Origin of the sequence: Phascolarctobacterium faecium, from assembly GCF_003945365.1 — a bacterium.
GTDB lineage: Bacteria > Bacillota > Negativicutes > Acidaminococcales > Acidaminococcaceae > Phascolarctobacterium > Phascolarctobacterium faecium.
Genome location: NZ_AP019004.1, coordinates 1528692 through 1553741, shown reverse-complemented (window position 1 = coordinate 1553741; position 25050 = coordinate 1528692). Strand labels below are relative to the sequence as shown.

Here is a 25050-nt window from a genome sequence, read left to right as displayed (position 1 = left end):
TTATTTTCCTCCCACCAGGGTACCGATCTCTTCGCCTAAGGCAGCACGCAAAATGTTACCCGGTTTATCAATATTAAATACTACGATAGGAATTTTATTATCCATGCAAAGACTGATTGCCGTAGAATCCATTACACTCAATTTTCTTTGAATAACTTCGATATAATCAAGTTTTTCAAACATTACCGCATCTTTATTTTTAGCCGGATCGCAATCATAAACACCGTCAACACCCTTTTTAGCCATCAAAATCGCATCGGCTTCTACCTCGGCCGCCCTTAAAGCAGCAGTGGTATCTGTTGAAAAGTAAGGATTACCAGTACCAGCGGCAAAAATAACTACACGCTCTTTTTCCATATGACGTATGGCACGTCTGCGAATATACGTTTCTGCAATCTGACGCATTTCGATCGCTGTTTGCACACGTGTTGGGACTCCCAAAGTCTCCAAAGCATCCTGCAGCGCCAGAGAATTGATAACTGTGGCAAGCATTCCCATATAATCTGCAGTAGCGCGGTCCATACCTTTCGAACTTCCCGATAAACCACGCCAGATGTTGCCACCGCCGTTGACAATAGCGACTTCTAAACCACATTCCGTAACATCTTTGATTTGTGAAGCTATGGACTCAACCGTTTCCGGGTCAATACCGAACCCTTTATCACCAGCTAAAGCTTCACCGCTCAATTTTAAAATGACACGCTTATACTTCGATTTCTCCGCCACTTCCACGACCTCCTATTTTCTGCAACTCTATATCCTATTTCATATTCTACATTTTACCAATATTTCCTCTTTTTTACCTTGAGTTTTTTGTGAACTACAGCCATTCGGGCAAAAAATAAGAGAACACCGAAGTGTTCTCTTATGCGGTTTCTCATTATTTTACGAAAGACATAACTTCTTCTGCAAAGTTTTCTTCTTTTTTCTCAATGCCTTCGCCCAGTTGATAACGGGTGAAACGGCGAATAGAAATATTCTCACCGATTTTAGCAATTGATTCGGTAATCAAATCAGAAATAGTTTTGTCGGGATCTTTAACGAAAGGTTGTTCCATCAAGCATACTTCTTTATAGTATTTCTCGATACGTCCTGCAACCATTTTTTCAATGATTTTTTCAGGTTTGCCTTCGTTGCGCGCCTGTTCAGCCAAAACAGCTTGTTCATGCTCAAGTTCAGCAGTAGGAACTTCTTCGCGTTTGAGGTAAGACGGATTCGTTGCAGCAATATGCATAGCAATGTCTTTTACCAATTCTTTGAAAGCATCAGTTTTAGCAACAAAGTCAGTTTCGCAGTTAACTTCTACCAAAACGCCGATACGTCCGCCGCCATGGATATAAGCTTCAACTAAACCTTCAGCCGCTACACGGCCCGCTTTTTTAGCAGCAGCAGCCAAACCTTTTTCACGCAGGAAGTCGATTGCTTTTTCAAGATCGCCATCGGTTGCGCTCAAAGCTTTTTTGCAGTCCATCATACCTGCGCCAGTACGTTCACGCAGTTCTTTTACTAATGCAGCAGTAATTTCAGCCATTTATTCGTCCTCCAGTATTTGATTATTATTCAGCGTCTTCAGCTGCAACTTCTTCAGCTTCAGCAGCTTCTTCCATTTGCATACCTTGACGACCTTCCAAAACAGCGTCAGCCATTTTTGCAGTTAAAAGTTTTACTGCACGAATAGCGTCGTCGTTAGCGGGAATCACATGATCGATAACGTCAGGATCGCAGTTAGTGTCAACAGTAGCAACAATAGGAATATTCAGTTTGCGTGCTTCAAGCACAGCAATATTTTCTTTGCGGGGATCAACAATGAAGAGAGCACCCGGCAATTTTTTCATATCTTTGATACCGCCAAGATATTTAGTAAGTTTTTCCATCTCAAGACGAAGACCGATAACTTCTTTTTTCGGCAGTACATCAAAAGTTCCGTCAGCTTCCATAGCTTCCAGCTTACGTAAACGGTTGATACGGGTTTGGATAGTTTTGAAGTTAGTCAGCATACCACCCAACCAACGTTCGTTTACATAGAACATGTTGCAGCGTAACGCTTCTTCGCGCATAGCTTCTTGAGCTTGTTTTTTAGTACCAACGAACAAAATATTTTCGCCGCGGGCAGCAACATCGCGCAGGAAGTTGTAACATTCTTCAACTTTTTTAACGGTTTTCTGCAGGTCGATGATGTAGATGCCGTTTCTTTCAGTGAAGATGTACGGAGCCATCTTAGGGTTCCAGCGACGGGTTTGGTGACCGAAATGAACACCAGCTTCAAGTAATTGTTTCATGGAAATAATAGCCATTTTTATTTGCCTCCTGTTTTTTCCTCCGCAGAAATCGTCTCTAACCCTTACCGCAAGCGGACAGCGGGTGATCATTCTGCGTGTGTATTTTTACACCGTGTGATATTATACCATAGTTACGGCCTCTACACAAGCTTTTATTCATAATGATCAGCAAAATTTGTTTAATACTTTACACTTAACATGTATACAAAATATTTTAATAATTAAACTTGCCAGCTATATACAGATGTGTTAGATTTGATTTGTTTATTGTTTCTATATTTATTATGAAAGGTGGAATGACTTCCATGAGCTTCAACATCGATAAAATGATCTCTCCCTTTATTAAAGCCCTTCCGCCCTCCGGATTGGCAAAATTTTTAGAAATAACAGCCAACAATCCTAACATTGTACCACTCAGCGTAGGTGAACCTGATTTTGATATTCCAGCAAAAGTACGTGCAGCCTGTATCGACAGTCTGAATGCAGGGAAAAGCAACTATACCTCTACACTGGGAATGCTGGAACTGCGCGAAGCAATAGCTGCTGACACTTACAAAAACTATGGCGTTCAATACGACCCCAAAACTGAAATTATGGTGACTGTAGGTGTCAGCGAAGCATTAGACGTCGTTATCCGCACCATTATGGTCCCTGATGGCGAAATCATTATTCCCGAGCCCTGTTATGTTGCTAATAAAGCCTGCATCATTTTAGCAGGCGGAAAGCCGGTACCGGTAGAAACCAAACTGGAAAACGGCTTTGTTCCCACGGTCACAGATCTGGAAAAAGCAGTGACTGATAAAACTCGCGCTATCCTCCTTGGTTATCCCAACAATCCTACAGGTGCTATTATGAGCAAAGAGCAAATCAAGGCTATTGGCGACTGGGCTGTTAAACATGATATTATGATCATTTCTGATGAACTTTATGCTCACCTGACTTATGGCGGCAAAAAACATACTATGTTCACAGCTTTCCCTGAGTTCAAAGACCGCACAGTAGTTTTAAACGGCTTTTCAAAAGCTTATGCCATGACCGGCCTGCGGTTAGGTTATTTTACCGCTCCTGCAGCATTCGTCCAGGCGGCAAACCTGCTCCATCAAAATGTAGTACTCTGTGCTAATATCACAGCTCAATACGGTGCTATAGCTGCTTTAAAATATTGTGAAAACGACATGCTGGCAATGGTTGCCGAATATGAAAAGCGCCGTCAGATCATGATCGACGGCTTTAAGAAAATCGGGCTGCCCCTTTATGAACCAGAAGGTGCCTTTTATGTATTCCCCTGTATTAAACAAACAGGGCTCACGAGTATGGAATTTGTTGAAAAACTGCTTACAGAAGAAGAAGTGCTGGTTATCCCCGGCAGCAGCTTCGGATCCAGCGGTGAAGGCTTTATCCGCTGTTCTTATGCTTACAGCGAAGATAATCTGCGGGAAGCATTAACACGTCTTGACAGATTTATCCGAAAATATACAAAATAAACATTTATTATAAAAAAACAGACTGCCGTTAAATGGCAGTCTGTTTTTTTATAATAAGCCCACAGGTATATACCAGTTCTTAGCATCAACAGGCAATAAATCGTTTGCCAGGCAAACAACGCCGCCGGAGCCAATTCTCAAGGCTTTTTCACCTTCTGCAATCGGTTTCAAAATTTCAAACTTCTTAATTTCTTTTACCGGCTGTGCACTTTTACGAATTGCTAAAGGATATACACATCCATCTGTCTCAATCAAAAGTTCGACTTCTTTGGTATTGAAATCACGAAAATAACTAAGAGGTGGGATCTGACCGCAGTTAATAAAGCTTTTATAAATCTCATTAACAACCCATGTTTCAAAAAAATTAGACGCCATTGCCCCGGCTTCCAACGTTGCTGCACTGCTCCAACGCAGCAAATATGCAGCAAGTCCAGTATCAGTAAAATAAAGCTTTGGTGCTTTGACTGCATATTTTAAGTTAGGATGCGCAAACGGTTCCAAAAAATATACCAGTCCCGCTGCTGCCAAAACCTTTAGCCACTGTTTAGCTGTCGGTGGAGTTATCTCTACCTCTTTAGCCAAAGCTGCGTAATTAAGCATACTGCCGGTATAGCTGGCGGCAGCACATAAGAACCTGTAAAATTGCAATTCATCATTCACCTGTGCCAATTCTTTTACATCACGCTGTAGAAAAGTCTGTACATAAGATGAATAATAGCAGTTCCAATCCTGTTCAGAAGCACTATTCAACGCTGGCATACTGCCTTGCCAAATCTGATCAAATAGATCACTCATCGGTAACAAAGGCGACTCCTTCACACGGCTCAGCAAAAATTCATTTTCCGGCACAAAAGGCCCGGCAGGACGATCGATCAATTCACCATAACTCAAACCCAATAAATTAACGATACCGATCCTTCCTGCCAAACTCTCACTGACACCGTGCATCAACTCAAAAGCCTGTGACCCGGTCAGCCAGAAATCACCGTTTTGCCCCTGTTCGTCCACATACATTTTAAGATACGGCAACAGCTTAGGAGCCAGCTGAATCTCATCAATCAAAAGCGGCGGTTTGTAACGCTGCAGAAATAACGCCGGCTCAGTCATTGCCAGGCTGCGTACACTGATATCGTCCATCGTCACATAGGTACGATCGACCGCAGCAAGCCTGCGCAATAAAGTAGTTTTACCCACCTGTCGCGGCCCCGTAACAAGCAGCACCTTAAAACAACTGTTCAGCTTTTCTATTGTCGTTTCTAAATGACGTTTGATATACATCGTATTTTACTTCCTTTAAAACTCAAGTTACCTAAAGTTTTATCTTGAATGTTTGTAATAACCTATTTAGATTGTTTTAACATATCGATACTTGATTTTTCCGGTATAAATAGCAAACAACTTTGCAAAAGTTATTTTTGTAGAAATATTATTTGCTTCCGCCCAATCATACTGATTTTTTGAAGAAATTGCCCACCGGATTTGCGATGCAAAATACATACGTAAGTAAACGCTCAAATTTTGACCGCGATAATTTTTCCCGACAACTATCCTGCTTGCTTTTTCAGTAAAGTAATATACAGCAATTAGATTATCGGCAACATAAATGCCTACAACATTATTATTCCTGATTTGTTCCTGCCAGTCCTCGTCTTCTATAGATAATTTGTTGTATTTACCCATGTAGTCAACTATCAATTGTTCCACTTCACTTTTGTCATTTAAACTTACTGTACCAATACGCATATTATTTTCGTAAAGTTTCCACTTATTCTCTTCTAAATATTTAAAAGATATAGTATGCAAATTTCCGTAAGATAATCGCACTTGCTCATACTTTTGTTTACATTCATAATTATTTTCGATAAACAACTGGTGCAAAACATTTACAGTGAAATTATTATTTTGTTGTTCATATATATCACAGCAAATTTCTTTATCGGCGTCGGGCAGACTTTTTGTTTTGGCGGTAAGCCTCCAAAAATACATTTTATAATAATTGCCCTGATCAGCAAACAAGAATAAAGTTCCATCAACAACAGCATATTTTATTTTTTCTTCATTAATATAAGCAGATATATTCTTTTTACTAATGAAGTAATTGAGATATCCCCTCACATGTCCTTCCGTTACATACTCATTATAAAGTTGTTCGTATTCCGATAAAGATTTGATCGTTTTCAGCACTTATTTTTCCTTCTTATTGATATAGCCGTAATATTCATGTAAAGAAAAAGACTCGCCATGACCTGGATACACCACTAGCTCCGGCGGCAGAGTATTGATATATGGAAGCGCGACATCTGTAAATTCTTTGGGACTGCCACCAGGAAATTTAGCCGCAGGCACACTTTCATCTAAAAGTATATCGCCTGAAAAAAGTATGTTTTCGTTTAAGAAGATGAAATTACCGCCTTCGCTGTGCCCGGGAACCATCTTGATAAACACAGTATTATGCTGCCATCTAAAGGTAATGCTGTCATTAAAAAGCTCATCTGCGCTGCATGAATAATTGCTGTCAAAAGCAAAATCCGGCTTTTGCAGGTCGGCCTGAAATTCATAATAGGCCTCAAAATATTTGGAGAAATTTTTGGCAGGCCTTTGCAGATTATTATCACATTTTGAGTTTGACAACAGTTTGCAGCCATACAGCTCTTTAAATTTGTTTACGCCGCTGATGTGGTCGTAATGTTCATGGGTAACAAGCAACAGATCAACGATCTTGCCTTCTAATAATACTGCTGTTTTTTCATCATAATATGGATCAATCACTATACAATGCTTTCCCTCTTCTACGATATACATATTTTGTTCTAAAAGAGGGGTAGTACAGGTTATTATTTTCATTTTTGCATCTCGTCCCCATAAATTTTTTGCAGCATTTTTTTATCTATCTTACCGTTAGCATTATGCGGCATATTCTCCAGGAAAAACATTTTATTGGGCAGCATATATTTGGGCAACCTATCCCTAACTCCTAAAAGGATATCTTTGGACGTAAGATTTTGACCCGAGCAATAAATGATGATTAGCTTCCTTTCTAAATCGTAGATGCAGGCACATTCATACACTCTCGAAACTGCGCTTACCGCTGTTTCGATCTCGCCCAATTCTATCCTGTAGCCCTGATGTTTGATTTGAAAATCTTTTCTGGTGATATATACCAGTTCGCCTCTGTCGTTGTATTTGACCAGGTCGCCGGTTTTATAGATCATATCCCGATAATGGGTATTTAGCGGATTCTGTACAAAGACTTCGCCGGTTTTTTCGGGATTATCGTAGTAACCGGATGCCAAAAAAGACCCCCGCACGCACAGTTCGCCTTCTTCATCAGCGCCGGCTAAGGTATCGTCCTCTTTTAGAACAAACACGTCGCAATTTCTGCATGCATGGCCAATGGGGATAGGTTCATCATCTCTAAAGTCCCTGTCGATGATGTAATAGGCCGCTATATCGGTAGTTTCAGTAGGGCCAAATAAATTGGCATACAAAGTATCAGCAGACAGATGCCGACGCCAGTAATTAAGCTGTTTGGTAGGCATTGCTTCTCCGGCAAAAAGGACGGTTTTCAAGAACGGCAGACGGTGCTCATCCAAAGCTTTAAAATTGGCGATCATATTCATAGCCGAAGGTACCCAGTAGATGGTATTGATCCTGGCTTCATTCATAAACTCTATCAGTTTGACAGGGAAAGAAAAAAGCTGTTTGGGAATCACTACAAGTTTAGCTCCCGTATAAATCGTTGAAAACATAGTGGATACAGACATGCTAAAGTAAAACGGCGTCTGGCTGCCGAAAACAGTATTTTCATCGATATGAAAAGTTTCTGCATACCACTGTGTATATTTCATAACGCTTAAATGGGTAAGTACCGTTCCCTTGGGCACGCCGGTAGAGCCGGACGTGAACAACGCGTATATGGGATCAGCATCGATCATTTTTTCGCGCACAGCCTGCAATTTATCTGCATCCGGGCTTGTTTGAACGATTTGTTCATAATCATAAACGTCTTGACCCAACCCCAGCTTTGCCGCATGCTTTTGGCACTCTTCATCAACTATAACGGCTACGGGCCTCAGGGTAGTAAAGATATTTTTTATGCGTTCGATGGGCATCAGCGCATCAATAACCACGTAAAAATTGCCGCTGTACACTACCCCCAGCATGGCTTCCCAGGCCTCTACAGAGTTATCCATAAAGACAGCCACAGGTTGGCGCATTTTTTCGTATTTACACAAGAAACTGCCGATAGCCTGGGCATTTTTTACAAAATCGGCATAGGTGATCTGCTTTTTAGCATCTGCGCACATAATATTATCTGCAAATTTTGCAGCTGTGCTTTCCAACCAATCTAAAACTGTAATCATTTTCTCCCCCCGGTTGATTTAAGTTTGCACTAATTACATGGTCGTTTTTATGACAAACTGGTTCATAGATTTACCTGTTGCTGTTATACCAAGCATTTTATGGATGCGCCAGGAAGCTTTATTATCAACAGCAATCCAGCCACCAATACCCTTACTGCGCATATATTCCTTTTGAGCATGATCATCTTGAGGCATCGCTTCATAATATTCTTTAAAAATATATAACATTAATCCTGGGGAATATATCCCCCCCTGGCAATCTTTCCGCGTCGCAATCGCTCCTCCATGAAGCAATCCACTAATGTGAATAGCATAAATTTTCCCGTCTTTGTCATCGATGCAGTGTAAATACCCTAATTTTCTTTGCGTTTTTCTTTCTTTTTTACTGTATCTTTTTTGCACATACTTATCAATCGTTTCCAGATAAATTTCTTCAAATTGTTTCAATTGCTGTTCAGTCGGAATACTTATTTTTTTCCCTTCTGCCGCCAACGAATTCTGTAATGTTTCTAACTTTTTCCAGTACTTTTCTGGCGTTAGTTGGGGACGATCTGTAACTGCATTATATGTATTCAAAAAAATGCAGCCGGCATTTTGAACATATTCTTCAAATTTACACTGAATTTCAGTTTTACGTCCGTCATAATATACATTTTCCACCAAAATATCTTTCTCCAGCGGCGGCAGTATAAGTGGCTTTTGCATATCAACATATAAAAATAAATAATAATAACCGCCTTCATCATCAGCAAAAGCCAATCCTTGTTCAGTTTTTACCTGATAAAAATTTCTGAGCGCGATCAGTCTTTTGATTTCCGCAGGCAACAGATAGCAATTAGTAAAAACTTTTTCTATAAACTTGGCCTTTGCTTCTTTTACCAAAGCATTATATTGCTCATACGATTTGATGGGCAGCAAAATGCCCTGTTTAATAAGCTTCCGATGTTGGTACCATTGTTTGATTTCATGAATAAAATTAAGCATAATTTTACTTTCTAACTCCATTGATGAGCTGCATCATGGCAGCTGCGCTTTCAAAATTTTCCGGCATCATACTGTCTACAGGGATTTCAACAGAAAATTCATCTTCTATACTTGCAATGATCGTTACAATATCAAAAGAATCAATAAACCCATCAGTAATTAAAGTAGTAATATTGCGAAAGTCTACATCAGGCCTGATATCTTCTAAAAGAGTATATAATTTTTCCATTGTTCACAGCTCCTTACTCCATATAAGCTAAAATGTCGCTGATACTTGCCATAGCTTTGATCTGCGCTCCGCTTACAGTTTTTTCAAACTTTTCATCCAGCATCACAATCAACGACAACGCTGCAATAGAATCCCATTCCTCTACGTCTGCCAGCATGGTCTCCTGAGTCAGGCTACCTGCTTCTACATCCAATACTTCTTCAATCAGTGCTAATTTTTCCTGTAAATTCATTTTCTTTTCGCCTCATCTTTTTTATATTTTAAATTTTATATTATTACTCCATGTAAGCCAAAATATCGTTGATGCTTGTCATAGCTTTGATCTGCGCTCCGCTTACAGTTTTTTCAAATTTTTCATCCAGCATAACTATCAAGGACAGGGCCGCTATGGAATCCCATTCCTCTATGTCTGCCAGCATGGTCTCACAGGTCAAACTGCCTGCCTCTACGTCTAATACTTCCTCAATCAATGCTATTTTTTCCTGTAAATCCATATTTGTCTCCTTAATCTTTTATTTATTTTTATATTTTAAATAATATAACCATCAATTGGCGTACCCGCATTACCTGCCGAAAGATACAGATTCTGTCCTGTAAATTTTTTACTCAAATCACTTAACAAAAAAACAACTAAATCAGCAACATCTTCTGGTTCCAAAAAACCTAAAGGATATAATTTATTTAACTGTTCTTGGCTAACAGAACAAAAAAATTGCTCTGTCATAGGTGTTTTTACCATTTCAGGACAAATAGTATTCACCCGTATTTTCCTTTTTGCAAATTCCTGTGATGCTACTATGGATGCGGCATTAATAGCTGCTTTAGCAGTTCCATACCCTAAATAACCTTTTTCAGGGAAAAGTGCAGATCTGGATGAAATTGCTACTATTGACCCACCATCTGATAATACTTGCTTACTGGAAAATTCTTTAAGTAACGAAAAATAAGATATACAAGAAACATTATAAAACTCTCTGATTCTCTCAATATTTTCACCTCTAATAGGTATACATCTTTCAATGCCAGCAGAAAAAATCAGTCCATCAAATTTTCCGCCAATCTTATGCATGCACTCTTTTACAAATTTTTTTATACCTAACACATCATTCATATCATATCTAACAATTAAATGATTACTACCACTCATCATGGAAAGAGTTTCTTGTAATTTTTCTTCATTTCTACCTGTAAGTACAACTTTTCCATTTAATCTACTTATTAAAATAGCTATAGCTCTTCCTATCCCTGAAGAAGCTCCAACAACTAAATATTTTTTATTAAATAAGTCAAGTGACATAACCTAACCCTCCCAGTTTTTTCCCTTATCTACATCTAAAATAACCCCTGATATATATTCGAAAGAATCACTTAATAACCCAACGATTATTGCTGCTACCTTTTCAGGTTTTAATAAATCGGAAAAAGATTCATTTTCATTAGCTAATTCTTCTTGCGATAATACCATTGCTGTTTTTATTCCTATTGGGTTTATAGCGTTTATTCTAATCTTTCTATCCAATAATTCTTTAGCAGCTGTTTTAACCATAGCATTAATTGCACCTTTTGATGCCCCATAAACAGCGTTAGCTTTCTGACCATAAGAAGATACATAGGAAGATACAACTACTATGCTACCACCATCATTAAATAATTTCTTAGATCCTACACATTTTAAAATCGCAGCAAACGAATAATAATTTACATTCATTATTTGATCAATATCACCTTTATTAATGATTCTAAGCGGTAATATTTTAACCATACCAGCGCAATGTGCTATAGAGTCAAATTTTTCTCCGTCAGAAATTACTATTTCTTTAATTGTTGAAACTACTTTATCAAAATCAGCTAAATCAACTACCCTATAACTATGACCACTGCCTTCCATTAAGGAGAGCGTTTTCTGCAATTCGGCTTCCCTTCTGGCAACAATAACTACTTTAGCACCCATGGCGCTGAGTAGGATGGCCACTTCCCGGCCTACGCCGGAGGAAGCACCCGTAACTAAAACTTTTTTACCATTAAAATCAAATTTATCCATTATTCCCCTCACTTATAATCTTCAAAACACAAGCCATCATCATATCTTTCTTTTACTCTAAACACAGGGAAACAATTCTGCGGCTCCACCGTTATACCTACAATACCCAGAGATAAACCAATACCAAAGCCGCAGGTCAGAAGCTTACCTGTATCCTGCGCCACATCTTTGTTTGCGTAATACTCGCAAATAGCCAATGGTATAGAAGCACAGCCCGTATTGCCATAATCGACGATAGAAAGCGGTATTTTGGCAAGGGGGAATTTTATTTTTCGAGCCAAATTGCTGATGATCAACTTATTGGCCTGATGGCAGGCTAAAATCTCGTATTCATTATAATCGCAGGCAAAACGCTCTTTAAAATCATTGATCATAGTTACTACTTCCTTTAAAGAGAAACGCATCACGTCCATGCCTTCCATGTGAAACATATCCCTGTATGCGCAGGCCTTTTCATAACCGAATTTCTGCACCATGGGCCAAAAGGGATGCCTTTGACCGCTGAACGGAGACGCCAGCATTTTAAAATCGCGCCCTATGGAACGTAACAGGCCATAGACCGGCGCTGCCGTTTCGTCATATTCCAACAAAGTAGCAGAACCGCCATTGCCAAACAGCATGGGGATCTCTATAGGTACATAGCCATCGGGCAGCTGTTCGCCCGTAGAACCAGCCAGTAATAAAACACTGCGACAACCTGCATTGATGTGCATAGCCGCCAAATGTAAACCATACACATAGGCCGAACAGCCCAACGGCACATCATAACACATACATTCATCGGACAATCCCAATCTATCCTGCAAAATTGTTGCCGTAACAGGTTGAAGATAATCTCGACTGGAAGATGCAAAAATTAATGCGTCTACTTTGCTTCTGTCATAGTTTAATTCAGTCAATATTTTTTCTGCAGCATAACAACACAAATCTGACGCAGTAACACCTAATCTATGGGCTGCAAAGCGGCGCTGAACGCCTGTAGACATAATGAATTTTCTGACATGCTCCTCGCCAAAAAGATCGTTGTAATCAGTAGTATACTCAACATCATCAGGAACACTGGCTGCTACTGCTTTAATCTTTGCATTTCTCAAATTAAAATATGCCATTTTTATCTCTCCATAAGTTAGTATTCTAAATATGCATTGCAATATATTCCATCATCAAATGTTTCATCAGACTTGATTATCGGTAAAACCCTACTGTTATCCAACTGCAACGAAGCAACACCTATACTTAAGCCTACCCCAAATCCTAATGTTAAAATCTTCTTAGTTCCACATAAAGGATGATGTTCAAAATAATCACAAATAGAAAGTGGTATACTTACTCCATTGGTATTTCCATATCTATCTAGAGTAATATTTACCTTTTCTTGAGGGAATTTGATTTTTTTGACAACATTATCAATGATCATTTTATTAGCCTGATGAATCGCTAAAAAGTCAAAATCTTCCGGAATACATCCAAAATCTTTATAAAACTTTTTTGTCGCTTTAGTGGCATCAATTAGTGAAAAAGTAAAAACATCCGTACCACTCATATATCTTCTGAGCAATTTATTAGCATTTTCAGTACCGACTTCATTCGCTAAATCATAATATCTATGTCTGTTTTTGCCAAAAGGACACATCAACGCTTTAAATTTTTCACCTAATGTTTCAAGCCTGATATTGATTTCAGCGTTTTCGTCTTCTGACTTACTGATAATCATTGCCGCTCCTGCATCACCAAACAGAAAACTATCTTTATCACTAATATACGGCGATGTTACAGAATCGCCAATCAATATCAAAACACTTCTGCAGCCGCCATTGATAAAACTTCCCGCAATTTGCAAAGCAAAAGGAAAAGCAGCACAACCATAAGTAACATCATACACTGCTCCACAATTACTTAATCCTAAACGCATTTGAATGATACCCGCAGTTGCAGGAGCTTCATAATCGAAGCTTTGTGACATAAAAACAAGCCCATCTATTTTATTTCTATCTAATCCAAGTTTATCAAAAATCTTATTAGCTGCTGTTACACATAAATCTGATGCTATTATTTTTTTTCTATGTCCCACATATCTTTGATAAATACCTGTTGAAACACAAAATTTTTCAATCTCACCATCAGGATAATATTTTTCATAATCCATTACTTGCTCTGCATCATTAGGAACTGCCACAGCCAAACCGTCTATACGTAAATTCTTAAATGAGAAATTATTCATATCTTTCCCTCTCCTATTTATTTATGTTAAGGAACCATTACTACACGGTTACCGTTACGAGGCTTTACTTCTTTAACAAGATCATCTTCTGTAAAAGGTCTAACTAAAAATCCGTGTATATTCTCATCAAGCGCTTCCCACATAGCTTGATAGGCATCTGATTCTTTAAAACAAATTATTTCATCGTCACCTGCTGAAATACGTTCAAAACGATCATGCTTCAACATATGTTTTTCGAATGGCACCATCGCCGCGGGATAAATCCCCTTACACCCTGCCAGTAACGAATAAGAATCCTTATATGTATTTCCGTCCCTATCAGTAACGAACCCTTCAAACCATTTTTCAAATCTATAGGGAACGTTATATACGCCTTCAACATAATGTGCATATGTAAAGCAATGCGTAGGTTTCGCCCCTAAAAACAAAAATCTGACATTGGGAATTTGGTGTAGCATGTCAAATATACCACCATCATTCATACATCTCTTACCAACTTCATAAAATTCTTCTGCTCTTTCGCCAACCGCAATAACTGACATCAATGGATCAAGAGAACGAACAACACCGGGTTGTTTTCTCACATATTCGTTAAGTGCACCCATGTATTTTGCAGTGCTATCATTTACACTAAAATCTTCATCATTTGCAAAACTAAATGTAAAAGCCGGAAAAACTAAAGTTTTTACCTTTAACGCCAACAATACCTCATATATCGCTCCAAAAAATTCCGTTCGTTTCAATTTGGTATTAGGCATTCCCAAACCAGCTAAATCTGTATGGATAAATAACAAATCACATTGATCTGCCTTGACAAATTTCAATTTTTCATATAAGTCATAAGTGGTAACTGCTTTTTTCCCATTATCATAATAAAATAACGTAATGTCTTTCATAAACTCTTCCTTTCAATATTCAAAATTCCATTTCTCGAGCAGGGTTGCCAAAAGCCCGCTTTCCAGCCTTTACTTTGCGCAAAACAACACTGCCGACACCGACATAGGCATCATCTTCAATAACCGCGTTTGGTGCGGCGGAACAATTTCCGCCCATAAATACACGGTTACCTATTTTTACATGACCCATGATGTTGCACCAGGAAGAGATAGTAGAAAAGTCTCCTACTTCCACATCGTGCCCCAGTCCACAGGCAAGTAAAGTACAAAAATCGCCTATCTTAATATTTACCGTCATGCCGAAGCCGGAATAGATAACGGCTCCTTCACCGATGGTATTGAATCGGCCCAAGGCCACATAGGGATGAATGATACTTTGAAAAACCGCCCCTTTTGCTTTCAGCATCGCAACTATTTTTTCTTTGACTTGTGGACTGGCAATCCCCAGCGCCAAAACATCATTTGCCTGCGGAAGATAATCTTTGATGGTACCGACGACCTGATAGTCACAATCGATGCTATCCAGTGCCTGCAAGTCGTCATCTAAAAATCCTACTATATTCCACTGGACACCTCGTATGGCGTGAATGTCTTTGATAATATTCAGCACTTCCCGCCCGCAGCCACTTGCACCGACGATATACAAGTTTTTCATTTACTCACCTGTCGAAATAAGATTTAAACAATATCCCCAGTTGATTTATCCTGGTTTATTGTAAAGCTGCAATGCCTCGTCAACATTACCCACAAAGCGCAAATTGCTTTTGTCTATCCAGACTGCTTTTTGGCAGATCCTTTTGATATCTGCCGCAGAATGCGATACCAAAAGCACAGTAGTGCCACTATTCATCATATCTTCCAACCTTTTATGGCACTTGTCCTGAAAAGCCTGGTCGCCTACGGCTAATATCTCGTCAACTACCAATATTTCAGGCTTGACCATGGTAGCGATAGAAAAACCCAAACGGGCAATCATGCCGCTGGAATAGTTTTTTACGGGGACATCTATAAAATCACGTAGTTCACTGAAGTCTATTATTTCATCATATTTTTCCAGCATCAGCTTTTTGCTGTAACCAAGAATCGCGCCATTCAAAAAAATATTTTCACGGCCCGTCAATTCGTAATCAAAGCCTGCCCCTAATTCGATCAACGGCGCGATAGAACCATTTACTTCGACGCTACCTTTGGTTGGAGTCAAAATACCGCTGATGATTTTGAGCATGGTGCTTTTGCCGCTGCCATTAGCGCCAATCAAAGCACAGGATTCGCCTTTATCCACAGAAAAGCTGATGTTATTCAAGGCCCAAAATTCATCAAAGCTGCAACTTTGAAACTTTATTTTTTTTATAAGTAAATCTTTTAAACTATCCACACGTTCAGACGCCAAATTGAAACACATGGAAACATTATCTGCAACAATAGTTTTTTGCACTATTACCACCTATATATATAAAATAAAATCATTCTGTTTGCGCTTGAACACATACAAACCTATGACGAGCATACAGAAAGTGAAGGCCAGACAGATCAAGTGCTCTGTCATTGTTGGCCACTGACCATAAACAGTTATCTTGCGGAAAAAATTTATATAATTATAAAGCGGATTAAAGACCAGCAGTTCTCTGAGCCACTCGGGCAATAAACTTTCCGGGTAAAAAATAGGCGTCAGATAGTTAAAAGCCGTTAAAAAAATACTGTATAAATACTGGACATCTCTAAAAAACACTACCAATACAGATAATAAAAGCCCCATGCCTATGCAGAAGACTAAAACCTGCACTAATATAAATGGCAGCAGTATTATAGTTATTGAAAAGGTGACATCGGTAGCAATGATCACTATAAAAAGGGCAATCATAGAAAGCAGCATGCTTGTAAAACTTGATATCACTCTGGACAGGGGAAAGATGTATTTAGGCAGATACACTTTTTTTATAAGGGCCGCGCCGCCTAAAATAGAACCCATCGCCATGCTGGTAGCTTCGGAATAAAATCCGAAAATAAGCTGTCCTGCCAACAGATATACAGGGTACTGGGGTATATCGAAGCGAAACATATTGGAAAAAACGATCGTTAAAATAATCATCATTAGAAGCGGATTTAAAACACTCCATAAATATCCTAAGAAGCTGCGCCGATACCTGATTTTTAGATCACGCTCGACTAATACCTGTAGTAACCAACTATATTTAACTAATCTTTTAGCACTGTCTACTATATGCACAATAAAAAATTCTCCTATGACTGATATCACCTAAATACCTGCAAACTGGTTAGGTCAAATTCAACGCTTCTGCTCAGACCAGAAATATTTTTCCTGCAGCTTCGCCAGTTTTTTGTCATAAATCGAGTACCCTTGCCTCAGCCAAGGGTAAGCTTTGGTCTTTTCCATAAATTTTTTCTCATAATCATCAAAAGAACCTATCACTTTTGCAGGAACGCCGCCCACAATGGAATTTGCAGGAACGTCTTTAGTAACACAGCTACTGGCAGCGATAATAACATTATCGCCAACAGTGACATCGTACATGATCATGCTGTTACTGCCAATCAAGACATTGTTGCCGATAGTTATTTTACCTACACGCCTGATATGCTGATCCATGTTATTTTTGTACAAGATAACATCGCCAAAAATATCGTGGGTAATAAATCTTACGCCGGAAGCTACTTTTACATTGCTGCCGAAAGAGAGCAAATGCGGTTCTACACCGAAATTGTAGATTTGAAAATAACACCCTTCGCCCTGAGCATGAAAATAACCTGTTTTTTTACAATATGCCGCACGCTTGCCCCCATCCCTCAGAAGGAACAACCTTAATAACTGTAAATATCTTCTAAACATTACTTATTCCCCTTAAATTCTTCCATGGTGACCGAGGTTGCCGATGATATGCCTTCCCTGCCGAAAACTTTCATTACCGTCTGGAAGATGATCTTGCAGTCACCATAAAAGGTGATGTTTTTTACATATTCCAAGTCGTAGTGAAATTTTTCTTCCCAGGTGATACCATTACGGCCATTGACTTGTGCCAGGCCAGTTAATCCCGGTTTTACATCATGGCGATGCTTCTGCTCCTCGTTATACCGCTCCAGATATTGCACTAATAAGGGCCTTGGCCCCACTATAGACATATCGCCATTTAAAATATTCAACAGTTCAGGAAGCTCGTCAATAGACGTAGAACGTAAGAATTGGCCGAATCTGGTCAGCCTGATCTCGTCAGGTAATAGATTTCCATTTTCATCTTTTGCATCCGTCATGGTGCGGAATTTTAAAATACCAAAGATCTTCTCATTTTTTCCCGGCCGCAGCTGTTTAAAAAATACCGGTGCCCCCAGTTTTATGCGTATCAAAAAAGCTGTTAAAATCAGCAATGGCGATAAAATGACCAAAGCCAGAAACGATAAAATGATATCTAATATTCTTTTTATAAAATTTTTATACATGGCTTCCTCTTCATTCAAAACAGCTTTTTATGATCTCAATAATCCTGTCCTGCTCCTGCGTCGTCATTTTGATATCACTGGGCAGGCACACGCCCCGCTCAAAAATATCCATGGCCACATCGGCAGAATTTCCGTTTGGAACTGCTTCGGCGCCATTAATACAGTACGTAGCTTTTGCCCTATCGCTGCCTGCCCGGGTAACAAAAGCATTCATTCGATATAGGGGTTGCATGTGCATCGGTTTCCAGATAGGACGCCCTTCAGCGTTCATCGCCGCTAAAGCTTCCAAAATTTCTGTAGGACAGGTTTTTCCTTTTTCGCTTAGATAAAATGTTTCCTTTTCACTACATACTTGTTTGCACATGGCTTCGGAGTCAATAAGCAGACAGCTTAACCAATAGTTTGGCTGGCTGTTGACAGCATCAAATGGATTCATTTTGACAGGCAAATTTTTAAAGCCCTTTTTATAACGCATGTAGATTGCCTTTTTTTGGGAAATATGTTCTTCTAAATAAGGCAGCTGACCCCGTACGACGCCTGCGATAACGTTGCTCATGCGATAGTTATAACCAAGTTCTTCATGCTGGTACCATGGTACATTTTCACGGGCTTGAGTCGACCACTTGCGCACTTTATCGGCTGCTGCTGCGTCATCTGTTAAAAACATTCCACCAGACGAACCGGTGATAATTTTGTTGCCGTTAAAAGAAATAGCGTTATAGTTACCAAAATTTCCCGTCTGCACACCTTTATAAGTCGCGCCCAGTGATTCGGCAGCGTCTTCGATGATAACTGCGCCATGTTTATCACAAACGGCTTTGAGTTCATCCATCTTTCCGGGACTACCGTAAAGATGGGCCAAAACGACAACCTTTACCTCTGGATAAAGTTCAAAAGCCTTTGACAATGCTGCAGGGTCTATATTCCAGGTAGCATATTCGGCATCTATAAAAACAGGTACTCCGCCTTCATACACGACAGGGTTAACTGTGGCGGCAAAAGTCATATCGGAGCAAAAAACCTTATCACCGTTTTGCACCCCGGCCAATTTGACTGCCATATGCAAAGCCGCAGTACCAGAGGCAAGAGCAACGGCATATTTGCAGCCAATTTTTTCGCATAGCATCTGTTCCACTGCGTTGATATTTTCACCAACAGTAGACATCCAGTTGGTTTCATAAGCTTCCTGCATATATTTAAGTTCTTCTCCGTGCATGGTAGGCGAACTGAGCCATACTTTCTTTATCAGCGGAGAAAACTTCTTTAGAACATTTTCTTTCAACAAAAAGCACCTTCTAATCTGTTTGTAATCTGCCCTTACTTTTTTAACGCATCTCTGTTAGGCGTATAAGTAGGCACTATCTCCTTCAATTTTCTTACAACTGCATCACCTTCGGTGATCTGTAAAATATCGACTATCTGCCTTTGTAATTCTGCTTTATCAACGTCTTTTATCTTGGCTATAAATATTTTACTGTGCGTGGTTTTTTCGGTACCATCTTCGGCGCTCAAAAGTTCTTCAAACAGCTTTTCACCAGGTCTTAATCCGGTTATTTTTATTTCTATATCTTTATCGGGTATAAAACCCGATAATTTTATCAAATCTTTGGCAAGATCATAAATTCTTACAGGTTTTCCCATATCAAGTACGAATACCTCTCCACCTTTCGCCATTGCTCCGGCTTGAAGTACCAATTGACTTGCTTCAGGAATAGTCATAAAATAACGTTTCATCTCTACATCTGTAACAGTTACCGGTCCTCCTTTGGCTATTTGTTTTTTAAACAGTGGTATTACACTGCCCCTGCTGCCAAGTACATTACCAAAACGTACTGCCACAAATCTTGTACTGCTTTCTTTATTCATACTTTGCACAAACATTTCAGCAATTCTTTTGGTACAACCCATAACACTAGTTGGATTCACTGCTTTATCTGTAGATATCATTACAAAGGTTTCAACTTTATGTTTGGCAGCTGTTTCTGCTATTACTTTAGTTCCTAAAATATTGTTTCGCACTGCTTCAGATGGTTGATATTCCATTAAAGGCACATGTTTGTGGGCTGCGGCGTGAAACACTACTTGAGGTTTAAAATAGTCCATTATAGCGTTAATTCGTTCTTCATCTCTAACATCTGCTATAATGGGCACTTTTTTTAGTTGGGGATATTCTAAATTCATATCCTGCATTATTTCATAAATACTGTTTTCTCCTTTACCAACGAGAAGCAATTTATTAGGATACATTTTAGCAACTTGACGCACAATCTCGCTGCCAATGCTGCCACCAGCACCAGTAATAAGCACTGTTTTCCCTGACAAGTACTTCGCAACAGCTACGTTATCCAGTTCCACCGGATCTCTGCCTAGTAAGTCTTCAACATCAACAGGGCGTAATTGACTTACACTCACACTGCCTTCTATAATTTCATATACCCCAGGTAAAATAGTTAATTTGCAGCTTGTTTTTTTACAAATGTTGATAATTTCTTTGATATTTTTTCCTTTTACTGAAGGCATGGCAATAATAATTTCATCAATTTCATAGTTATCGGCAAGCACTGCTATATCGTCTCTACTTCCTAATACTTTTGTACCAACCATATATTTTCCTATTTTGGTTTTATCGTCATCAATAAAACCAATAACTTGTCTTTTTCCTATATGGTACTGATTTAATTCCCTGAGAAGCAGTGCACCGGCATCACCTGCGCCAACTATCAATACTTTGTCTTTTTTACTTGATATAAATTTATGTTTGGATTTATTAATAAAACAACTGTAGATTCTAAAGAACAATCTACTGCCGCCAACAAATAAAACAAGAATAGAAGCAGTAAAAATATATAAAGAGCGTGGTAACGCCAAATCTATATAAATAGAAATCCCATACCAAGACAAAGCTGCAACAATATTTGCAGCAACGATGGCAACAAGTTCTATGCTACCAGCATAACGCCATACTCTACCATATAGTTTAAAAACAAAATATACTACCAAATGCACAGCCACTGCTATAGGTAATTGTGAGATAAGCATTTCAAGATATTTTTGGGCGATTGCAGTATCTTCAAAGCGTATATAAATACTAAAAAATGCAGCACTTATAATACAGATGGTATCTAAAACTACAACTAAAAGTGGCAATAACAAATATCGCAAATTTTCTCATCCCCATATCACTTACATTAAACTTACCAGTATATAGCAATCTTTCACACTTCTAATCAGAAATAATTTTTTCATCAAACAAATTCCATTATCTTCACCTAAAACAGAACTGCAGAAAAAAAATAATTTGTATGTTTATCGTATTTAGGTATTTTAAATTTCATTTGGTTCATTTTTACATTTTATACTTAAAATACTTTTTTGTTTCAAATAATTCAGTTAAAATTATACCACACGAGTCTCCCCCCCCGCAAGACATTTACAAATAAATGAATCAAACTTATTCTGGTCTTGCTATTACTTTTGCATCGCTCTCTACGCGATCGCGATGCTTAGCTAACGCGATACATGTTTGTAAAAACCCGCAGGACATAAAAAAACAACGTCGCTTTCAGCGACGTTGTTTTAATCTACATTTTTCTAACTAATCCATATATTCTTTTAATATTTTTCCAGCAAATAAATGTCACCGATTTCTTTGATCTCATTTAGATTTTGGAGTTTATCCTTATCTTTTAAACGGCGCAGTTCCAATCCTCGTACCAAAACATATTTTTGACCAGGATCATTTAAAACTCTGGCTAAATCACCACTTTTAGGTTTTACTTCCTCACCCGGTGCACCAGTATAATACATAAAACCTGGCCTCAAAAATTTATCAACATAAACAGGTTTCTGCTGATCACATTTCGTATGATAAACTCTAACGATTTCTTTAACACTGAAACGATTGGCAACCATTGGCAACAAAAAGGAAAATGCAATTACCATTGTCAAAACACCGGTAACCACATGCAGCCAAGCTGAAAAATTAATATCGCGATAACGCCACAACGCCCAAACTATACTTACGCCCAAAATAAAAGTTACGCTGCCCAACACAATTCCTCCGAAAGCAACTTCAGGCAATTGCTGCCCGCCAATAACCCATCCGGCTGTAAGCAATAAAAACATTATTCCGCTGCCAAAAATCCAGGACCAACGGATACCATAATTTTCTTTTTGCATTCTGGCAATATTCCAGCCAATCACAATCGCCAGCGCTGGAAACATAGGTAAGATATAAGAAACGAGCTTCGTTTGAGAGATAGTAAAAAATATCAGTACGAAAAGCCACCAGATATTCACGAAAAGCATTTTTTCCAGATCATCAGATCTGCTATCTGTAATTGATGCTTTAATAGATTGCAGTAACAGCCCTGTCCAGGGAAACAAACCCAGGATTATAACAGGAAAATAATACCACCACAAAACCCGGGTCGGATGCTCAGGCGTTGTAAAGCGGGTAAGATTATGAAACCCTAAAAATGTATTAATAAATTCCATTCCATGCACTTGATACATCAAATAATACCACGGTGCCGCAATAAAAAAATACAGCAGTAATCCGCGTAAACAGTGCATTTTAAAAAGCCTCTGCCACTGCCCGGTACAAAGAATATGCAGAAATATTATCGCGCCTGGAAAAACGATCCCGATCGGCCCTTTTGTTACCGTGGCCAGCGCCATACACACATACATCAGCCAATACTGCTTATGCAAGTAGCACAATAAAGACCCGGTCAGGAAAAACAACAGCGTCGTATCTGTTACCGCCGCCTTGCCAAGATAAAAGAACTGTACAGATGTCGCTAAAACGAGCGCCGACCAAAAACCAGCTCTTTCGTTAAACAGCCTGGTAATGGAACAATAAAGCATTATTACAGTCAAAAAGGCCATTAATGCTGCAGGAAAACGCGCTGCAAACTCTCCATCCCCAAACACATGCATTGCACCAGCTACAAGCCAGTAATACATTGGCGGTTTGTCAAACCAATATTCATTATAAATACGCGGCGAAAGATAATCATTAAACTGGATCATCTCACGCGCAGTTTCAGCATATACCGGCTCATCCGGGTCAAGCAGCGGTATACTGCCTAATCCAAAAAAGATATTGAAGGCAACTATAATTGCTAAAACGAGCAAGCTTCCCTTCTCGATCCTATTCATTATTTTCCTACTTTCCCCGTTTTACATAATCATGGTAAGTTTTTTGGATACCTTCTTTTAACTGCATCTGCGGAGTTACAGCAAGTATTTCCTTTAAACGTGCATTAGACAGCGCAGAACGGAAGATATCACCCTGTCGCATTTCCGCATAACGAACTTCAAGTTTATCAGCAGCAACTTCGGCAAAGGCGCCCAAAAGTTGATTTACCGAAGTTTCATGCTCTGTAGATACATTGATAGTCTGGTATCCCCTGGCTGCCAATCCCGCTTTAATAGCTGCTGCAACATCGCCTGCATAGACAAAGTCACGCGTTTGTTCCCCATTGCCATAAACGGTCACAGCTTTTCCTGCTGCCAAAAGTTTACAAAAAATACTGACGACACCACCTTCGCCGCCTTCCCCCTGACGTTCGCCGTAAACATTCGCAAAACGGAAAACAACTGTATTGATACCATAAAGCTCGTGGTAAACACGTAAATAATGCTCTGATGTCATTTTTGTAATACCATAAAACGACATTGGCATCAATGCAAGGTCTTCATGTAAAGGAACATTTTCATTATTGCCATATACTGCCGCACTGGAGGCAAATAAAACTGTTTTCACCTTATACTTGCGGCAATTTTCCAACACATTGATCAAGCCTGCTAAATTGATTTCGCAATCTTCATCAGGATGTTCGATTGAATAAGGTACCATTGTCTGGGCAGCCAAATGCACAACTGCATCAAAATTTTCTTTTTGAAATAACGCTTCTATTTCCTGCGAACGTATATCCGCTACGACAAGTCTCATTCCTTGAGGTACATTTTCTCTGAACCCGCTTGAAAGGTTATCTAAAACTACAACTTCATAATTTTTATCACTATTTAACAGCTCTAATAAATGCGAACCGATAAATCCAGCACCGCCGGTAACTAAAAGCTTCATTGTTGATCTTCGCCCTTCCTGAGATTTTTCATAGATAAAACATTAGAGCCAAAGGCGCGTATTGAAACTACTGCCCCTAATAAAAACGGCAGGTATTCAGCTGTAAACCGCCATAAAACTGCCATAATACCAACAAGACCACCAGGCAGCAGCTCAGAAAATAATACAACGAAGCCCGCCTCTGCGACCCCTGAACCTCCGGGAGTTGGTGAAAAATACAGTACCAGATTCAGCAAAACCATTCGCCCCATAACCTGCAGCCAGTCAAATTTGATATTCATACCCAGAAAAAACATTGGTACAGTAGCATAAATACATAACAGACTGAGCCCCGATTCAATAAAGGCACGCATTACTTTCAAAGGATTTTTACCCATAATAAAAGACGCCTGTTTAAATTCTTTATACCAAATAAAACAATTCCTCCTGAAATCGTGCGAGAAATTGTTCGTTAACCCAATGATCCAAAACTCCGGATATCTGGTCCTCATAAGCAGCACTGCTGCAATCGGCAGCGAAACAAATAAAACAGATACAATAGTAATGACACTGGTCGGCATCCAGTCAACCAAAGCATGATCACTATGCAGAACAAACGGCACCAGCAAAATCAAAAAAGTGATTGACATAATCGTACGCACAAAAACAACGACCGTGGCCTTTGCTACCGGCACGCCCGCCTTGCGCATGAACATGATCTGAGCTACAGCACCGCCGCTGGCTCCGGGGGTAACAAGCGCCAAAAAATAATTGCTTAGAACAACGTTCACCACTTGTCTGGTAGTTAGCTTTTCATCAGTCACAGCAGCCAAAGTCATCAGCCGCAAACCATCAAAAACCAATCCCAATCCCAAAATGCCAAAGGCCGCAGCAATACACCACGGTTCAAACATCGTCAGATATTCTAACGCTCTTATATCAAATGTAAAATAAATAACTGCCGCAGAAATAGCAATAACAAAAACAAACATCCATAGCAACCTGCGGATCAATTTTCTGTGCATA

The 25050-nt window shown here is 39.3% G+C and carries 27 protein-coding genes; 1 reads left to right on the top strand and 26 read right to left on the bottom strand.

The features are described from left to right. From pyrH to rpsB, 3 genes are all read right to left on the bottom strand, one after another. Positions 1–726, bottom strand: coding sequence for a UMP kinase (gene pyrH, locus PFJ30894_RS07635; protein ID WP_021718381.1), 726 nt, complete (start codon positions 724–726; stop codon positions 1–3). Positions 727–880: 154 nt separating this feature from the next. Continuing rightward, complete coding sequence (tsf, locus tag PFJ30894_RS07630) at positions 881–1531, bottom strand: translation elongation factor Ts (protein ID WP_021718380.1); 651 nt, start codon at positions 1529–1531, stop codon at positions 881–883. 25 nt (positions 1532–1556) lie between these two features. Beyond that, positions 1557–2294, bottom strand: coding sequence for a 30S ribosomal protein S2 (rpsB, locus tag PFJ30894_RS07625; RefSeq protein WP_113077032.1), 738 nt, complete (start codon positions 2292–2294; stop codon positions 1557–1559). A gap of 290 nt (positions 2295–2584) precedes the next feature. On the opposite strand from rpsB, the gene PFJ30894_RS07620 reads away from it, so the two are divergent. Continuing rightward, on the top strand, positions 2585–3763 hold the full coding sequence (locus tag PFJ30894_RS07620; RefSeq protein ID WP_125669487.1) for a pyridoxal phosphate-dependent aminotransferase: 1179 nt from the start codon (positions 2585–2587) through the stop codon (positions 3761–3763). A 48-nt stretch (positions 3764–3811) separates the two neighbouring features. On the opposite strand, the gene PFJ30894_RS07615 is transcribed toward PFJ30894_RS07620, so the two are convergent. From PFJ30894_RS07615 to PFJ30894_RS07505, 23 genes are all read right to left on the bottom strand, one after another. Further along, on the bottom strand, positions 3812–5041 hold the full coding sequence (locus tag PFJ30894_RS07615; protein ID WP_021718377.1) for an ATP-binding protein: 1230 nt from the start codon (positions 5039–5041) through the stop codon (positions 3812–3814). 66 nt (positions 5042–5107) lie between these two features. Continuing rightward, positions 5108–5947, bottom strand: coding sequence for a hypothetical protein (locus PFJ30894_RS07610; RefSeq protein WP_021718376.1), 840 nt, complete (start codon positions 5945–5947; stop codon positions 5108–5110). Continuing rightward, positions 5948–6607: an MBL fold metallo-hydrolase gene (locus PFJ30894_RS07605; RefSeq protein ID WP_021718375.1), complete on the bottom strand. Its 660-nt coding sequence runs from the start codon at positions 6605–6607 to the stop codon at positions 5948–5950. Then, on the bottom strand, positions 6604–8127 hold the full coding sequence (locus PFJ30894_RS07600; protein WP_125669485.1) for an amino acid adenylation domain-containing protein: 1524 nt from the start codon (positions 8125–8127) through the stop codon (positions 6604–6606). The genes PFJ30894_RS07605 and PFJ30894_RS07600 overlap by 4 nt, the downstream gene beginning before the upstream one ends. A gap of 33 nt (positions 8128–8160) precedes the next feature. Further along, positions 8161–9009 (bottom strand): hypothetical protein, encoded by an 849-nt coding sequence (locus PFJ30894_RS07595; RefSeq protein WP_125669483.1) that lies wholly within the window; start codon positions 9007–9009, stop codon positions 8161–8163. A gap of 106 nt (positions 9010–9115) precedes the next feature. Next, positions 9116–9340, bottom strand: coding sequence for an acyl carrier protein (locus PFJ30894_RS07590; RefSeq protein WP_125669481.1), 225 nt, complete (start codon positions 9338–9340; stop codon positions 9116–9118). A 13-nt stretch (positions 9341–9353) separates the two neighbouring features. Then, entirely contained in the window at positions 9354–9572 is a 219-nt protein-coding gene (locus tag PFJ30894_RS07585) for an acyl carrier protein (RefSeq protein ID WP_125669479.1), read from the bottom strand. A 43-nt stretch (positions 9573–9615) separates the two neighbouring features. After that, positions 9616–9834: an acyl carrier protein gene (locus tag PFJ30894_RS07580; protein ID WP_125669477.1), complete on the bottom strand. Its 219-nt coding sequence runs from the start codon at positions 9832–9834 to the stop codon at positions 9616–9618. A 35-nt stretch (positions 9835–9869) separates the two neighbouring features. Continuing rightward, positions 9870–10637, bottom strand: coding sequence for an SDR family NAD(P)-dependent oxidoreductase (locus tag PFJ30894_RS07575; protein WP_125669475.1), 768 nt, complete (start codon positions 10635–10637; stop codon positions 9870–9872). 3 nt (positions 10638–10640) lie between these two features. Then, positions 10641–11381: an SDR family NAD(P)-dependent oxidoreductase gene (locus PFJ30894_RS07570; RefSeq protein ID WP_125669473.1), complete on the bottom strand. Its 741-nt coding sequence runs from the start codon at positions 11379–11381 to the stop codon at positions 10641–10643. Between the two features lie 8 nt (positions 11382–11389). Continuing rightward, positions 11390–12490 (bottom strand): 3-oxoacyl-ACP synthase III family protein, encoded by a 1101-nt coding sequence (locus PFJ30894_RS07565; protein ID WP_125669471.1) that lies wholly within the window; start codon positions 12488–12490, stop codon positions 11390–11392. A 17-nt stretch (positions 12491–12507) separates the two neighbouring features. After that, entirely contained in the window at positions 12508–13602 is a 1095-nt protein-coding gene (locus tag PFJ30894_RS07560) for a 3-oxoacyl-ACP synthase III family protein (RefSeq protein WP_125669470.1), read from the bottom strand. 26 nt (positions 13603–13628) lie between these two features. After that, a complete protein-coding gene (locus PFJ30894_RS07555; RefSeq protein ID WP_125669468.1) occupies positions 13629–14498 on the bottom strand; it encodes an AAC(3) family N-acetyltransferase in 870 nt (289 codons plus the stop codon). Between the two features lie 19 nt (positions 14499–14517). Beyond that, positions 14518–15153, bottom strand: a complete 636-nt coding sequence (locus PFJ30894_RS07550; protein WP_113077044.1) for a PglD-related sugar-binding protein — start codon at positions 15151–15153, stop codon at positions 14518–14520. Between the two features lie 45 nt (positions 15154–15198). Next, positions 15199–15936, bottom strand: a complete 738-nt coding sequence (locus PFJ30894_RS07545) for an ABC transporter ATP-binding protein (protein ID WP_370840825.1) — start codon at positions 15934–15936, stop codon at positions 15199–15201. A gap of 6 nt (positions 15937–15942) precedes the next feature. Next, positions 15943–16725 carry an ABC transporter permease gene (locus PFJ30894_RS07540; RefSeq protein ID WP_197714925.1) on the bottom strand — a complete coding sequence of 261 codons (783 nt, stop codon included), beginning with the start codon at positions 16723–16725 and terminating at the stop codon, positions 15943–15945. A gap of 60 nt (positions 16726–16785) precedes the next feature. Further along, entirely contained in the window at positions 16786–17346 is a 561-nt protein-coding gene (locus PFJ30894_RS07535; protein ID WP_125669466.1) for an acyltransferase, read from the bottom strand. Then, the gene (locus PFJ30894_RS07530; protein WP_113077046.1) at positions 17346–17951 is read right to left on the bottom strand and encodes a sugar transferase; all 606 of its coding nucleotides are present in this window, start codon (positions 17949–17951) and stop codon (positions 17346–17348) included. The genes PFJ30894_RS07535 and PFJ30894_RS07530 overlap by 1 nt, the downstream gene beginning before the upstream one ends. A 10-nt stretch (positions 17952–17961) precedes the next feature. Continuing rightward, positions 17962–19167: a DegT/DnrJ/EryC1/StrS family aminotransferase gene (locus PFJ30894_RS07525; RefSeq protein WP_113077356.1), complete on the bottom strand. Its 1206-nt coding sequence runs from the start codon at positions 19165–19167 to the stop codon at positions 17962–17964. A 101-nt stretch (positions 19168–19268) separates the two neighbouring features. Next, positions 19269–21113, bottom strand: a complete 1845-nt coding sequence (locus PFJ30894_RS07520) for a polysaccharide biosynthesis protein (protein ID WP_125669464.1) — start codon at positions 21111–21113, stop codon at positions 19269–19271. A 450-nt stretch (positions 21114–21563) separates the two neighbouring features. Beyond that, a complete protein-coding gene (locus PFJ30894_RS07515; protein WP_231997877.1) occupies positions 21564–23090 on the bottom strand; it encodes an ArnT family glycosyltransferase in 1527 nt (508 codons plus the stop codon). A 31-nt stretch (positions 23091–23121) separates the two neighbouring features. Next, a complete protein-coding gene (locus PFJ30894_RS07510) occupies positions 23122–24045 on the bottom strand; it encodes an NAD-dependent epimerase/dehydratase family protein (RefSeq protein WP_125669462.1) in 924 nt (307 codons plus the stop codon). After that, complete coding sequence (locus PFJ30894_RS07505) at positions 24042–25049, bottom strand: lysylphosphatidylglycerol synthase transmembrane domain-containing protein (protein WP_125669460.1); 1008 nt, start codon at positions 25047–25049, stop codon at positions 24042–24044. The genes PFJ30894_RS07510 and PFJ30894_RS07505 overlap by 4 nt, the downstream gene beginning before the upstream one ends. Position 25050: the final 1 nt, after the last annotated feature.

What these genes read in the sequence shown, in the direction of transcription:
- tsf (WP_021718380.1), bottom strand. Translation starts at nt 1,531, where the DNA reads ATGGCTGAAATTACTGCTGCATTAGTAAAAGAACTGCGTGAACGTACT.
- rpsB (WP_113077032.1), bottom strand. Translation starts at nt 2,294, where the DNA reads ATGGCTATTATTTCCATGAAACAATTACTTGAAGCTGGTGTTCATTTC.
- PFJ30894_RS07620 (WP_125669487.1), top strand. Translation starts at nt 2,585, where the DNA reads ATGAGCTTCAACATCGATAAAATGATCTCTCCCTTTATTAAAGCCCTT.
- PFJ30894_RS07615 (WP_021718377.1), bottom strand. Translation starts at nt 5,041, where the DNA reads ATGTATATCAAACGTCATTTAGAAACGACAATAGAAAAGCTGAACAGT.
- PFJ30894_RS07605 (WP_021718375.1), bottom strand. Translation starts at nt 6,607, where the DNA reads ATGAAAATAATAACCTGTACTACCCCTCTTTTAGAACAAAATATGTAT.
- PFJ30894_RS07600 (WP_125669485.1), bottom strand. Translation starts at nt 8,127, where the DNA reads ATGATTACAGTTTTAGATTGGTTGGAAAGCACAGCTGCAAAATTTGCA.
- PFJ30894_RS07590 (WP_125669481.1), bottom strand. Translation starts at nt 9,340, where the DNA reads ATGGAAAAATTATATACTCTTTTAGAAGATATCAGGCCTGATGTAGAC.
- PFJ30894_RS07585 (WP_125669479.1), bottom strand. Translation starts at nt 9,572, where the DNA reads ATGAATTTACAGGAAAAATTAGCACTGATTGAAGAAGTATTGGATGTA.
- PFJ30894_RS07580 (WP_125669477.1), bottom strand. Translation starts at nt 9,834, where the DNA reads ATGGATTTACAGGAAAAAATAGCATTGATTGAGGAAGTATTAGACGTA.
- PFJ30894_RS07575 (WP_125669475.1), bottom strand. Translation starts at nt 10,637, where the DNA reads ATGTCACTTGACTTATTTAATAAAAAATATTTAGTTGTTGGAGCTTCT.
- PFJ30894_RS07570 (WP_125669473.1), bottom strand. Translation starts at nt 11,381, where the DNA reads ATGGATAAATTTGATTTTAATGGTAAAAAAGTTTTAGTTACGGGTGCT.
- PFJ30894_RS07565 (WP_125669471.1), bottom strand. Translation starts at nt 12,490, where the DNA reads ATGGCATATTTTAATTTGAGAAATGCAAAGATTAAAGCAGTAGCAGCC.
- PFJ30894_RS07560 (WP_125669470.1), bottom strand. Translation starts at nt 13,602, where the DNA reads ATGAATAATTTCTCATTTAAGAATTTACGTATAGACGGTTTGGCTGTG.
- PFJ30894_RS07555 (WP_125669468.1), bottom strand. Translation starts at nt 14,498, where the DNA reads ATGAAAGACATTACGTTATTTTATTATGATAATGGGAAAAAAGCAGTT.
- PFJ30894_RS07550 (WP_113077044.1), bottom strand. Translation starts at nt 15,153, where the DNA reads ATGAAAAACTTGTATATCGTCGGTGCAAGTGGCTGCGGGCGGGAAGTG.
- PFJ30894_RS07535 (WP_125669466.1), bottom strand. Translation starts at nt 17,346, where the DNA reads ATGTTTAGAAGATATTTACAGTTATTAAGGTTGTTCCTTCTGAGGGAT.
- PFJ30894_RS07530 (WP_113077046.1), bottom strand. Translation starts at nt 17,951, where the DNA reads ATGTATAAAAATTTTATAAAAAGAATATTAGATATCATTTTATCGTTT.
- PFJ30894_RS07525 (WP_113077356.1), bottom strand. Translation starts at nt 19,167, where the DNA reads ATGCACGGAGAAGAACTTAAATATATGCAGGAAGCTTATGAAACCAAC.
- PFJ30894_RS07510 (WP_125669462.1), bottom strand. Translation starts at nt 24,045, where the DNA reads ATGAAGCTTTTAGTTACCGGCGGTGCTGGATTTATCGGTTCGCATTTA.
- PFJ30894_RS07505 (WP_125669460.1), bottom strand. Translation starts at nt 25,049, where the DNA reads ATGCACAGAAAATTGATCCGCAGGTTGCTATGGATGTTTGTTTTTGTT.